The organism is Tepidimonas sediminis, from assembly GCF_007556605.1.
GTDB lineage: Bacteria > Pseudomonadota > Gammaproteobacteria > Burkholderiales > Burkholderiaceae_C > Tepidimonas > Tepidimonas sediminis.
Genome location: NZ_VJND01000003.1, coordinates 140569 through 152844, shown reverse-complemented (window position 1 = coordinate 152844; position 12276 = coordinate 140569). Strand labels below are relative to the sequence as shown.

Genomic DNA, 12276 nt, shown 5'->3' with positions numbered 1-12276 from the left:
CCATGGACATGCGAACCCACCCTCGTGATCGCCAGCGGCTCGTCATGATCGGCAACGGCATGGCCGGCGTGCGGGCGCTGGAGGAGCTGTTGCAGCTGGCCCCGGATCGGTACGACATCGCCGTTCTGGGCGCCGAGCCGCACCCCAACTACAACCGAATCCTGCTCTCACCGGTGCTGGCCGGGGAGCAAACGTTGCAGGACATCGTCCTCAACGATTGGGATTGGTACCGGCAGCACGGCATCACACTGCATGCGGGTTGCACCGCCACCGACATCGACCGGGCGCGCCGCCGGGTACGCGGCCGCCGGGCCGACGGCACCGAGATCGAGGTGCCCTACGACCGGCTTATCCTGGCGACCGGTTCGATCCCATTCATGCTGCCGATTCCGGGGCGCGAGCTGCCTGGCGTACTCGCGTACCGCGACATCGCCGACACGCTGGCCATGATCGAAGCCGCGCAGCGCCACCGGCATGCGGTGGTCATCGGCGGTGGTCTGCTGGGCCTGGAGGCCGCCAACGGTCTGGCCAAGCGCGGCATGGAAGTCACGGTGGTACACGTGGCACCGTGGCTGCTGGAACGTCAGCTGGATCCCGTGGCGGCCGGCCTGTTGCAGCGCGCGCTCGAACAAAGAGGGCTGCGCTTCCTGCTGCAGGCGCACACCGAGGCTTTGCTGCCAGGCGCCGACGGGCGCGTCGGCGCGGTGCGCCTGAAGGACGGCACGACGATTCCCGCCGAACTGGTGGTCATGGCCGTCGGCATCCGCCCCAACACGGCGCTGGCCGAGCGTGCGGGCCTGCACTGCCAGCGCGGCGTCGTCGTCACCGACACGATGCAGACCCTCACGGACCCGCGCATCTATGCCGTGGGCGAATGCGTCAACCACCGGGGGGTGAACTATGGCCTGGTGGCCCCCCTGTTCGAGCAGGCCAAGGTGCTGGCCAACCACCTGGCCGAATTCGGCATCGCGCGCTACGGCGGCTCGCTCGTCTCGACGAAGCTGAAGGTGACCGGCATCGACCTTTTCTCGGCAGGCCAATTCATGGGGGCTTCCAGCGGCCGAGCCGAGGACGCTGACTGCGAGGAGATCGTGCTCAGCGATCCGCAGGCCGGCGTGTACAAGAAGCTGGTCATCCAGCGTGGGCGACTGGTGGGGGCCTGCCTGTACGGCGATACCGCGGATGGGTCGTGGTACCTGCGCCTGATGCGCGAGGGGCAGGACATTGAGCCGATCCGTGACAGGCTCATCTTCGGCGAACGGCATCTGGGCGACGGCGGGCACCAGGGCCAGCACCACGCTGCCGCGCTGCCGGACGACGCCGAGATCTGTGGCTGCAACGGGGTGCGCAAAGGCACCATCTGCCAGGCCATCCGCAGCAAGGGGCTGTTCACGCTGGAAGAAGTGCGCCGCCACACCAAGGCCAGCGCCTCGTGCGGCTCCTGCACCGGGCTGGTGGAGCAGATCCTGATGTCGGTGGCGGGCGGCAATTACGAAGCCACGCCGAAGAAAAAACCAGTCTGCGGCTGCACCGAGCTCAGCCACGAGGAATTGCGTCAGGCCATCCGCACGCCGCTGGCCGATGGACGCCGTCTGCTGCGCATCGCCGACGTGTTCAGCCACCTGGGCTGGAAAACCCCCAACGGCTGCGCCACCTGCCGGCCTGCGGTCAACTATTACCTGATCAGCACCTGGCCAGGTGAAGCGCGCGATGACCCCCAGAGCCGCTTCATCAACGAACGCAGCCACGCCAACATCCAGAAGGACGGCACCTACAGCGTGGTTCCCCGCATCTGGGGCGGCGAGACCAGCGCGGCCGAGCTGCGCCGCATCGCCGACGTGGTCGAAAAGTACCGGATCCCGACGGTCAAGATCACGGGCGGTCAGCGTATCGACCTGCTGGGCGTGCGCAAGGAAGACCTGGTCCACGTGTGGCGCGATCTCGGCATGCCCAGCGGGCACGCCTACGCCAAGGCGCTGCGCACCGTCAAGACCTGCGTCGGCAGCGAGTGGTGCCGGTTCGGCACCCAGGACAGCACGCGCCTGGGCAAGGAGCTGGAGCGTGCCTTGTGGCGCATGTACGCCCCGCACAAGGTCAAGCTGGCCGTCAGCGGCTGCCCTCGCAACTGCGCCGAGGCGGGCATCAAGGACGTCGGGGTGGTGGGCGTCGAGTCCGGGTGGGAAATCTACGTCGCGGGCAACGGCGGCATCAAGACGGAGGTCGCCCAGTTTCTCGTCAAAGTCCGCCGCGCCGAGGAGGTGCTCGAGTACGCCGGCGCCTTTCTGGAACTGTACCGGCAGGAAGGATGGTATCTGGAGCGGACCTGCCACTTCGTCGCCCGCGTCGGGCTGGACTACGTCAAGCAGCGCATCGTGCAGGACGACGAAGGCCGCCGCGCGTTGTGGGCCCGTCTGCAGGACGCCCTGCGTGACGAACCCGATCCCTGGCATGAACGGGTGCGCGCCCAGGTCGACGAACGCCAGTTTCAGCCGGTGGCCGTGGTCGAAGCGGATGGGAGCGTGGACCGCCTGCCCGAGGAAGGAGTTTCTGCATGAACGCGCCCAGCTGCAACCCGTCGCCGGATGACGCCGGATGGATCCGTATCTGCCGCATCGAAGACATTCCTCCGCTTGGCGCGCGTCGCGTGGCGCGCGCGCAGGGCCTGGACGTCGCGGTCTTTCGCACCGCGGACGATCGCATCTTTGCCTTGCTGGATCGGTGCCCGCACCGTGGCGGGCCGCTGAGCCAGGGCATCGTGTTCGATCAACGGGTGGCCTGCCCGCTGCACAACTGGACGATCGGCCTGTCTGATGGCAAGGCGGCTGCGCCGGACGAGGGCTGCACGCCGACCTTTCAGGTTCGGGTCACCGACGGCGAAATCTGGCTGCGCGCCGACGAGCTCGCTCACCACGCGGTGGACCTCACCCGACCGATCGCGGGTCCGGCCCGGTGCGCGCCGACCGTCTCAGCCCCCAACGGCCCGGCCTCTCTCGTCGGCGCCGGCTGAATGCTTCCGGATCTGCCATGCCAACATCCACTCTTGAAAAGCCAGTCACGCCGCCTTCGGCGACGGCAGAAGGGACGCGGGTGACGCGCTCGACCTGCCCCTACTGTGGCGTGGGGTGTGGGGTGCTGATCGAAAGCCGTGGGGATCGCGTCGTCGGCGTGCGTGGCGACCCGCAGCATCCGGCTAACTTCGGCCGGCTTTGCACCAAGGGCTCGACGCTGCACTTGACCGCCAACCCGCTGCGCCAAACGGCCACGCGCCTGCTGCAGCCGATGCTGCGGACTTCAAGGGACACACCACCCCGGCCCGTCGCCTGGGATCAGGCTCTGAACCATGTGGCCGACCGGTTGGCAGCCATCATTCGGCGGGACGGCCCCCAAGCCGTGGGGTTTTACGTCAGCGGCCAGCTGCTGACCGAAGACTACTACGTCTTTCACAAGCTGGCCCGTGGGCTGATCGGCACACCGCATATCGACAGCAACTCGCGCCTGTGCATGAGCAGCGCCGTCGTTGGCTACAAGCTCACCTTGGGCGCCGATGCTCCTCCGGCCTGTTACGAGGATCTGGACCACGCGGACTGCGTGTTCATCGCCGGCAGCAACACCGCGTGGGCGCACCCCGTCCTGTTCCGACGTTTGGAGGAAGCCAAGGCGCGGCGCCCCCAGATGCGCATCATCGTCGCCGACCCGCGACGAACCGACACCTGCAGCCTGGCCGATCTGCATCTGGCGCTGCAGCCCGGCACTGACGTGATGCTGTTTCACGGCCTGCTGCACGTGATGGAAGCACAAGGCTGGGTCGATCGCGAATACATCGAGCGGCACACCCAGGGCTACGAGGAGCTGCGCGAGCTGGCGCAGGCTTACCCCCCCGAGCTCGTCGCCCAAGTGTGCGCCATTTCAATGGGCGATCTGCTCACAGCCGCCCGGTGGCTGGCAGGGGTTCCGGAGGGATGGCCTGCCGGCGTTCCCCTGCCGCGGGATCGGCGCCTGCGCACGTTGAGCCTTTATTGCCAGGGTTTGAATCAATCGACCAGCGGCACGGCCAAGAACGCCAGTCTGATCAACCTGCATCTGGCTTGCGGGCAGATCGGCCGTCCAGGAGCGGGACCGCTGTCCCTGACCGGCCAGCCCAATGCGATGGGCGGACGCGAAGTCGGCGCCATGGCCACCCTGTTCAGTGCCCACCGCGACCTGACCGATGCTGCGCATCGCCTCGAGATGGCCCGGTTGTGGGGGCTGCTGCCCGATGCGGCGCTACCGGATCGGCCGGGCCTGACGGCGGTGGAAATGTTCGAAGCCGCCGCCCGCGGGCAGATCAAGGCGCTGTGGATCGCCTGCACCAATCCGGCCCAGTCGATGCCCGATCAGGCCACCGTGCGTCAGGCACTCGACCGAGCCGAACTCGTCATCGTGCAGGAGGCCTACCAGACGGCGGCCACCTGCCAATGGGCCGATGTGCTGTTGCCCGCGACCACCTGGGGTGAGAAGGAAGGCACGGTCACCAACAGCGAGCGGCGCATCAGCCGGGTGCGTGCCGCCGTCAGCCCCCCGCGTGGCCACACCGGAGAGGAGCCGTGGCCCGATTGGCGCATCGCGGCGGAGGTCGGGCGCCGTCTGGAGGCCCGGCTGCCGGCGCGCTCGGCGGCATCCCTGTTCCCGTACCGCTCGCCCGAGGAAGTCTGGAATGAGCACCGCGAAAGCACGCGCGGCCGCGACCTCGACATCACCGGCCTGAGCTACGCGCGGCTGGAGCAGGCACCGCAACAGTGGCCCTGCCCGGACACGGCGGCCGGCGGCTCGCCGCGCCTGTACACCGACGGGCGGTTCCCAACACCCGATGGGAAGGCACGCTTCGTCGCGTTCCCCTACGAACCGGTGGCCGAAGACCGCTGCCAACGCTATCCGTATGCGCTGCTGACCGGACGCCTGCGTGACCAATGGCACGGCATGACCCGCACCGCCACCGTCGGCGGTCTGTTCGGGCACGTGGGCGAACCGGTCGTCTGGATGCATCCCGACGATCTGCGCGAGGAAGGGCTGCGCGCCGGGGACCTGGTTCGGCTTGAGAGTCGCCGCGGGCACGTGGTGCTGCCGGCCATGCCATCGGACGAGGTCCAGCGACGGCAGTGCTTCGTGCCCATGCACTGGGGCGGCGAGTACCTGGGCGGCGCGTCCTCGGCCTCAGCGTGCATGGGGCACGGGATCAACGGCCTGACGCTGCCAGCGGTTTGTCCGCGTTCGCGCCAGCCGGAGTTGAAACATGCCGCCGTACGGATCGAGCCAGCCCGGCTCGGCTGGCGCCTGCATGCGATGGCCTGGCTGCCCCCGGACAAGGCCCTGCGCGCGCAGGCCGTGCTGCGCAAGCTGCTGACCCGTTTCGACTACGCCGTGTGCGTGCCGTTCGGGACTGTCACCACCACTGGCCCGTCAGCCGACGACCCGGCACAGGACGACGCGATGACGGACGGCCTTCTGTTCAAGGCCGCCGCCGAACGCGCGCCGGCGGATAGCGACTGGCTGCTCCAGCTTTGTGAGGAACTGGAGCTTGACGGACCGGACGTCGTCGGGCTGGACGATGCGCCACGTCGTTTCCACCGGCGTCTGCGCTGGTCGGACCCAGCCCACGGCGACGAGGGTCGCCCGCTCGCCGGCTTCTTGCTCAGCGGACGATGCCAATCCGCCGAATGGATGGAGGCCCTGCTGCGTCGGCGCGAGCCGGTCGTGATCCCGACCTCGATGCTGCTGATGGATCTGCGAACCCCTCCCACCGGCGCAGCGCCACCGCTGTCGCCCATCGTCTGCCAGTGCGTGGGCGTCAGCGAAGCGGCCATCGTGGCGGATCTGCGCGGACGTCCTGGCGATGAAACGATGCGCCTTCACGGCCTGCAGCAAGCCCTGGGTTGCGGCACGCAGTGCGGATCGTGCCTGCCGCAGCTCAAACGCCTGCTGCGCGCCCACCCGCCATCTCCAACGGCGGCCATGGCTGGCAGCGAAGCTGAAGGGGCGCTTCGATGAGCATCGCCGCCTGCCTGCGGGAGATCGCGCGTGGCCGTGACGGGGCTCGCCCTCTGTCGCGCGAGCAGGCGTGCGGCCTGATGACCGACCTGCTGCACGGGCGTGTGACGGACCTCGAACTCGGGGCCTTCTGCGTCGCGATGCGCGTCAAGGGCGAAACGCCGCAGGAACTGGCCGGCTTTCTCGATGCCATCCATGCCACGATGCGGCGGGTGCCGGGCGGCGTGACGCCCACCGTGGTGCTGCCGAGCTACAACGGCGCCCGGCGCCTGCCCGTCCTGACACCGCTGTTGGCCCTGATGCTGGCGCAGCGTGGCTGCCGCGTCATCGTGCACGGCCAGACGGACGATCCTGCCGGACGGCTCACGTCGCATGCCGTGCTGCACGCCATCAAGGAGCGCGGCGTGGACGTCGAGTTTGCGGCCACCCCCGAGGCGGTCGCCGACCGCGCCGGTGTCGTCTGGCTGGCCACGCGGCAGCTGTTGCCCGGCCTGCAGCGGGTGCTCGACGCGCGCCGCGTCCTCGGCCTGCGCAACACGGCGCACAGCCTCGTCAAGCTGATGCAACCCGTGGAAGGGGCGCTTCTGGTCAGCAGCTACACGCATCCGGAATACCTGCACAGCACCGCGGCGGTGCTGCACATGCTGGGCTGCTGGGCCATGCTGCTGCGCGGTACCGAGGGCGAGCCGGTCGCCGACCCACGCCGTCTGCCTCGCATCGACGCCTTCGAGGCTGGCCGCCATCGGCTGCTGTGCGAGGCCGAAACCGGCAGCCTCGCGCAGGCGCCCGATCTGCCGGACGGGCGCAATCTTGGCGCCACCGTCGACTACACCTTGCGCCTGCTGCATGACATCACCCCTTGCCCTGCCCCGCTGCGGCGGCAAGCCGAATGGATCCTCGAGCTGCTGGCCCGCCAAGCGGCCCGCAGGAACCCGCAGCCTGCCATCCAGGAAAACCTGAACGAGGAGCTCACCCCATGAAACCATCCCAGCCCCGCACGCGTTGGCCGGTCACGTTGGTGGGAGCCGGCCCCGGCGATCCGGAACTGCTGACGCTGAAAGCCGTGCGGGCCATCGCGGCGGCCGACGTCATCCTCATGGACGATCTGGTCAACGAGGAAGTCCTGGTGCACGCCCGGCCGGATGCGCGCGTGATCCGTGTCGGCAAGCGTGGCGGGTGCGCGTCGACCCCCCAGGCGTTCATCGACCGGCTCATGATCCAGCAGGCCCACCGCGGTCTGCGGGTGGTGCGACTCAAGGGTGGAGATCCTTTCATTCTGGGACGCGGCGGCGAGGAAATCGAGCAGCTGCGGGCAGCCGGTCTGGAGGTGGACGTGATCAACGGCATCACCGCAGGGCTGGCCGCGGCCACGGCGCTGCAGACGGCCCTGACGCACCGGCGGTTTGCCCACGGGGTCGTCTTCATCACCGGCCACGGCGCCCCCGGGCAGGCCGAACCCGACTGGGTACTGCTCGGTCAGGCAGCTGCCGCCCTCAAACTGACCCTGGTCGTTTACATGGGGATCACCCGCGCCGCGGACATTCAGTCCGGGCTCCTCGGCGCACTGCCCGGCGCCACGCCGGCAGCCGTGGTGCAGCACGCGACGCTGGCCAACCAACGGGTTGCCGTCACCACGTTGGAGCGGCTGGTCGAAACCCTGGTGTCGCAAGGCCTTGGCAGTCCCTCCATCATCATCGTCGGTGAGGTGTTGCAGGCCCTTGCCGCCTTGGCGCATGCCGACGAACAAGCATCCAGCCACGGGGCCGGGCGGCGCGCGGCCTGACCTCGGCGAGGGTATCACCATGTCTGACGGATGCTCGTCCCTAGCGATCTTCGACGGCCTGATTCTGCTGGGGCATGGCGCCCGCGACCCGGCTTGGGCCACGCCTTTCGAACGCCTCGCCGAGGCTGTCCGGGCCGCACGTCCGGCAGTGGCAGTTCAGCTCGCGTTCCTCGAGTTCATGACCCCAGGTCTGGCTGAGGCCGGCCATCGGCTTGCACGCGACGGATGCCGACGGATCGTGGTGCTGCCGCTCTTCCTCGGCACGGGCGGCCACGTCAGGCGCGATGTTCCCAACCAGATCGAGGAGCTGCGCCGCGCTTGCCCGCAGGTCACGTGGCAGCTGACGGCGGCCGTCGGGGACGACGACCGGCTGATCGAGACGTTGGCCGCGATCGCCGTCGACCACGTAGACGCCCACGCACATCTCGCTGCTTCTGGCGACACCGACGGCTCCAGGATGCACCCCGGCCTGGGGCGACCCGCGTCCTCTCTGTGATACTGCCGAGCCCCGGACATGGCCACAGCCCCGGTCACCGCGACACCGGCAGGTCATCCCGATGCAGCCGCCTGGGCGCTGCAATGGATCACCGAGCGCAGGACCGTACTGCCCAAACGGCTCGTGGCCCCAGGACCGACCCACGCCCAGATCGAACAGCTTTTGGCTGCCGCGGCAGCCGCCCCCGATCACCGCCAGCTCGTCCCCTGGCGCTTCATCGAAATACCAGCCTCGGCCCGGGCGGCGCTGAGTGAGGTTTTCGCCGAGGCGCTGCGGAAGCGCGACGCCGGGGCCCTCGATGAGGAACTGGCCCGGGCACGCCAGAAAGCGCTGCGCGCACCCCTGCTGTGGCTGCTGGTGGTCGACACCGGCCCGCGCGACCCCGACGTCCCCCTCCACGAGCGCCTCATCGGTGCTGGCTGCGCCGTGCAGAACGTCCTGCTCATGGCCACCGCGATGGGCTACGGATCGGCGCTGACCAGTGGCAAGGCGCTCGGATCCGCCGTGCTTCGCCAGGCTTTCGCACTGGGTGCCACCGATCTGCCGGTGTGCTTCGTGAACGTCGGAACGGTCCACGAGGCGGGTCGAGCACCTCGCCGACCGGAGCCCTCGCAACTGTTGTCGAGGTGGTCGCCGGACGGTTGATCGCTTGAGAAAATGATGATAATGATATGGTGCGCGGGGGGGGACTCGAACCCCCACGGTGTCGCCACCGTCAGGACCTAAACCTGGTGCGTCTACCAATTTCGCCACCCGCGCAAGGCCGCGCTTGTCTCCCGCCGGGGAACGCGCGGCAGGCGCGCCATTGTAGCCGTGCGCGCCGCGGCGGCGCGGGGTGTCAGAACAGCTCCACGCCACCGCCGGCGTGCTGCATCGGCTCGGCCGCCGCCTGGGCAGCGACGTCGGTCTCGAAGCAGCGCACGGCATTGCGCCCCTGCGCCTTGGCCAGGTAGACGGCACGGTCGGCACGCTCGAACGCATCGGCCGGCGTGTCGAACGGCCGCACCGCGGTGTAGCCTGTGCTGACGGTGATGCGGCCGACCTGCGGAAAGGGGTAGGCCTCGACGCTGGCGCGCAGGCGCTCGAAGGCCGCCGCGGCGGCCGCGGCGTCGTCGGCACGGATCAGCGCCACGAACTCCTCGCCACCGAAGCGGTAGAGATGGTCGTCGTGGCGAAACGTCTGGCGCAGCAGCCGGGCCATCAGCAGCAGCACCTCGTCACCGATCAGGTGGCCGAAGCGGTCGTTGACGCTCTTGAAGTGGTCGACGTCGATCACGCCCAGCCAGCAGGTGGCGGCACGGGCCCGGCGTTCGCCACCGGCCGCCGGGGCGCCGTCGGCGTCGGCCGGGCGGGTGGCCTTGTAGAAGGTGTCGTCGAACGACTTGCGGTTGAGCAGGCCGGTGAGGGTGTCGCGCTCGCTGGCTTCCAGCAGGTTGATGACATTGACGTAAATGCGCCCCATGCCCTCGGCGACGCGCTGGTCCTGCGCCTCGACCGCGCGCGACAGGACGATGTCCAGCACCAGACGGCGCTGGGTCTCGGTCTGCAGCGGCACCAGCAGCCGCTGTCCCCCGGCCGCCTCGAGGACCTCTGGACGGCCCGTCTGCAGCACCGCGGCCAGGCCCGGTACCGCCGACAGCGGCGGCGGCTCGTCGGCCACCACGGCGTCGGCCGGGGCCGCCGCACCCGCCACGGCGCGCCGCAGGGCGCGCTCGCCCGTCTCATGGGGCAGCGCTTCCCACAAGGTGACCGCCTCGGCCTGCAGCACCGATGACAGCACCTCGGTCAACGTGCTGTCCAGCCCCTCGCGGTCGCGCCCGTGGGTCAGGCGGGCCACGTGTTCGAGGTGTTCCAGCATTCGGCTCTGGGGCATCGGCGTTCCGCCCGCGGCGGCATCGTGCGTGAGGTTTGGTGTTCTTGTTTGGTTTCGATGGTAGCACCCGGGCGGCGCGTCGCCATCGGGAACTCCCCTTGCCGCCCAGCGGCCCTCGCAGCTGTGGCAACATCGGCGCACCATGCCGTTGGCCCCCGCCGTCGCACACGACGAGAATTTTCCCGTCGCCTCCCTGCTGTGTCCGCCACCGTGGCGGGCGGCGGTGCGGGCCGTCTACCGCGTGGCGCGCCTGGCCGACGACGCGGCCGACGAGGGCGACGCGACGGCCGACGAGCGGCTGTGCGCGCTGGCATGGCTGCGCCAGGCGGTGCAGGACGGCGCGGGCGAAGCCGTCGGCGCGCCACCCGATCCGGCCTGGCGGCTCGCCGTACAGGACTGGCACCTGGCACGACGGCGCCATGACCTGCCGGCGCGGCCGCTGCTGGACCTGCTGGATGCCTTCGAGCAGGATGTGCGCTGGACCGCGCAGGGTCGGCGCATCGCCGACGAGGCCGAGTTGCTGGACTACTGCCGCCGCTCGGCCAACCCGGTGGGCCGGCTGATGCTGCACCTGGCCGGTGTGCATGACCCGCAGGCGCTGGCCGAAAGCGACGCCATCTGCTCCGCGCTGCAGCTGATCAACTGCTGGCAGGATCTGGGGGTGGATGAGGCGCGCGGGCGGCGCTACCTGCCTGATGCGTGGCTGCGCCGGCATGGGCTGGAGCCGGCGCGAGCACTCACCGCGCATGGCATCGAGGCGCTGACGCCGGTGGTGCGCCACGGCTGCGCGCGCGCCCGCGCCCTGCTGGTGCAGGGTTGGGGGCTACCGCGGCGCGTCGGCGGGCGCTTCGGCTGGGAGCTGCGGCTGGTGCTGCAGGGCGGCCTGCGCGTGCTGCAGAAGGTGGACGCGCTGGGCGGTCGGGTGCTGCGGCAGCGCCCACGCCTGCGCGGCACCGACGTCCCCCTCTTGCTGTGGCGCACAGCATGGAACCGCCCACCGGACGCCCGAGACGATCCCGTATGCTGAAACCAACGACCCTGCGCAGCGCGGCGCTGGCCGCGCTGTTCTTGGCGACGCTGCCGTGGCCGGCAGTGGCGACCGCCTCCAAACCCGGCGTCCCCGGCCCGGCCTCCACCGCCCCGGCCCCGGTGCAGGTGCAGCCGCTGGCGCAGGTGGCGCTGCGGCCCGAGCGCCAGGCCAGCGCCCAGGTGGTGGCGCGCAACGAGGCCAGGATCGCCGCCGAGGTCGGCGGCGTGCTGCAGCGCTGGAGCGCCGACGTCGGCCAGCCGGTGCGCGCCGGGCAGGAACTGGCGCGGCTGGACGCCACCGACCTCGAACTCGCGCGCGACCGCGCCCGCGCCGCGCGGGATGCCGCACGCGCCCGGCTGGAGCTGGTGCAGACGCAGCTGCGTCGTGCGCGCGAGCTGCAGGCGCAGGGCTTTCTGTCGCCGGAGGCGCTCAACGCGCGCGAGACGGAGCTGGCGCTGCAAAGCGCCGAACTGGCCAGCGCCGAAGCCGCGCTGCAGACCGCCGAGCGCCAGCTGGCCAAGGCGGTGATCCGCGCGCCGTTTGCCGGCACGGTGACGCAGCGGCTGGCGCAGCAGGGCGAGACGGTGGCGCCGGGGGCGGTGCTGTTCGTGCTGGCGCAGACCGACGGCGTGGAGCTGCAGGCGGCGCTGAGCCCCGCCGAGGTGGCCGAGCTGCGTGCCGGGGCGCAGGCGCGCTTCGAGGCCGACGACGGCCAGGTGCGCGCGGCGCGGCTGCTGCGCGTGGTGCCGACGGTGGCGCCGGCCACGCGGCTGCAGACGGTGCGGCTGGCGCTGCAGGGCCCGGCGCTGCCGCCCGGTACCGCCGGCCTGCTGCGCTGGGCGGCGCCGCAGCCGCACGTGCCGGCGGCGCTGCTGGTGCGCCGCGGCGCGCAGCTGGGCGTCTTCACCGTGGAGGGCGACGGCGCGGCGGCGCGCGCGCGCTTCGTGCCGCTGCCCGGCGCGCAGGAGGGCCGCCCGGCCCCGGCGGCGGGCCTGCCCGATGGCGCGCGCCTGGTGGTGCGCGGCCAGCAGGCCCTGCGCGACGGCCAGCCGGTAACCCTGGCCCCATGA

10 protein-coding genes and 1 tRNA gene are annotated in these 12276 nt (G+C 70.6%); 9 read left to right on the top strand and 2 right to left on the bottom strand.

The genetic code is table 11. From position 1 onward, the window contains the following. Window positions 1-2: 2 nt before the first annotated feature. Genes nirB through Tsedi_RS03925 form a run of 7 tightly spaced genes read left to right on the top strand, consistent with a single transcriptional unit; the run spans window position 3 to window position 8948 of the window. On the top strand, window positions 3-2555 hold the full coding sequence (nirB, locus tag Tsedi_RS03955; protein ID WP_246099171.1) for a nitrite reductase large subunit NirB: 2553 nt from the start codon (window positions 3-5) through the stop codon (window positions 2553-2555). Next, the gene (gene nirD / locus Tsedi_RS03950; RefSeq protein WP_143893816.1) at window positions 2552-3007 is read left to right on the top strand and encodes a nitrite reductase small subunit NirD; all 456 of its coding nucleotides are present in this window, start codon (window positions 2552-2554) and stop codon (window positions 3005-3007) included. Before nirB ends, nirD begins: the two co-directional genes overlap by 4 nt. Before the next feature lie 17 nt (window positions 3008-3024). Further along, window positions 3025-6024, top strand: coding sequence for a nitrate reductase (locus Tsedi_RS03945; protein ID WP_143893814.1), 3000 nt, complete (start codon window positions 3025-3027; stop codon window positions 6022-6024). Further along, on the top strand, window positions 6021-7004 hold the full coding sequence (ybiB, locus tag Tsedi_RS03940; RefSeq protein ID WP_143893812.1) for a DNA-binding protein YbiB: 984 nt from the start codon (window positions 6021-6023) through the stop codon (window positions 7002-7004). Before Tsedi_RS03945 ends, ybiB begins: the two co-directional genes overlap by 4 nt. Beyond that, the gene (cobA, locus tag Tsedi_RS03935; RefSeq protein ID WP_143893810.1) at window positions 7001-7807 is read left to right on the top strand and encodes a uroporphyrinogen-III C-methyltransferase; all 807 of its coding nucleotides are present in this window, start codon (window positions 7001-7003) and stop codon (window positions 7805-7807) included. Before ybiB ends, cobA begins: the two co-directional genes overlap by 4 nt. A gap of 19 nt (window positions 7808-7826) precedes the next feature. Further along, window positions 7827-8303, top strand: a complete 477-nt coding sequence (locus Tsedi_RS03930) for a sirohydrochlorin chelatase (RefSeq protein ID WP_342781086.1) — start codon at window positions 7827-7829, stop codon at window positions 8301-8303. Window positions 8304-8321: 18 nt separating this feature from the next. After that, window positions 8322-8948, top strand: coding sequence for a nitroreductase family protein (locus tag Tsedi_RS03925; RefSeq protein ID WP_143893808.1), 627 nt, complete (start codon window positions 8322-8324; stop codon window positions 8946-8948). 27 nt (window positions 8949-8975) lie between these two features. Here Tsedi_RS03925 and Tsedi_RS03920 read toward each other — a convergent pair. Then, a tRNA-Leu gene (locus Tsedi_RS03920) sits at window positions 8976-9062 on the bottom strand. A gap of 79 nt (window positions 9063-9141) precedes the next feature. Next, window positions 9142-10176 (bottom strand): GGDEF domain-containing protein, encoded by a 1035-nt coding sequence (locus Tsedi_RS03915; RefSeq protein WP_246099170.1) that lies wholly within the window; start codon window positions 10174-10176, stop codon window positions 9142-9144. Window positions 10177-10318: 142 nt separating this feature from the next. On the opposite strand from Tsedi_RS03915, the gene hpnC reads away from it, so the two are divergent. Together hpnC and Tsedi_RS03905 are read left to right on the top strand one after the other, a co-directional pair. Next, window positions 10319-11203: a squalene synthase HpnC gene (gene hpnC, locus Tsedi_RS03910; RefSeq protein WP_143893806.1), complete on the top strand. Its 885-nt coding sequence runs from the start codon at window positions 10319-10321 to the stop codon at window positions 11201-11203. After that, entirely contained in the window at window positions 11197-12276 is a 1080-nt protein-coding gene (locus Tsedi_RS03905; RefSeq protein ID WP_185970573.1) for an efflux RND transporter periplasmic adaptor subunit, read from the top strand. The genes hpnC and Tsedi_RS03905 overlap by 7 nt, the downstream gene beginning before the upstream one ends.